The organism is Actinoplanes subtropicus, assembly GCF_000721705.1.
Taxonomy (GTDB): domain Bacteria; phylum Actinomycetota; class Actinomycetes; order Mycobacteriales; family Micromonosporaceae; genus Actinoplanes; species Actinoplanes subtropicus.
This window is the reverse complement of sequence record NZ_JOJL01000214.1, coordinates 1-202: the sequence shown is the minus strand read 5'-3', so window position 1 is coordinate 202 and position 202 is coordinate 1. Positions and strand designations below refer to the sequence as shown.

At 63.9% G+C, this 202-nt stretch carries 1 protein-coding gene; it reads left to right on the top strand.

The window, feature by feature from the left end; genetic code table 11:
- The coding region (locus tag IH26_RS55275; protein ID WP_034218372.1) for a cbb3-type cytochrome c oxidase subunit I at positions 1–202 on the top strand (202 nt) is incomplete at both ends.

The window sequence follows — 202 nt, the reverse complement described above, 5'->3', positions numbered from 1 at the left end:
GCATCTGTTCTGGTTCTTCGGCCATCCCGAGGTGTACATCGTGGCGTTGCCGTTCTTCGGCATCATCACCGAGGTCATCCCGGTGTTCAGCCGCAAGCCCGTCTTCGGCTACAAGGGCCTGGTCGCCGCCACGCTGCTGATCGCGGCGCTGTCGATGTCGGTGTGGGCGCACCACATGTTCGTCACCGGCCAGGTGCTGCTG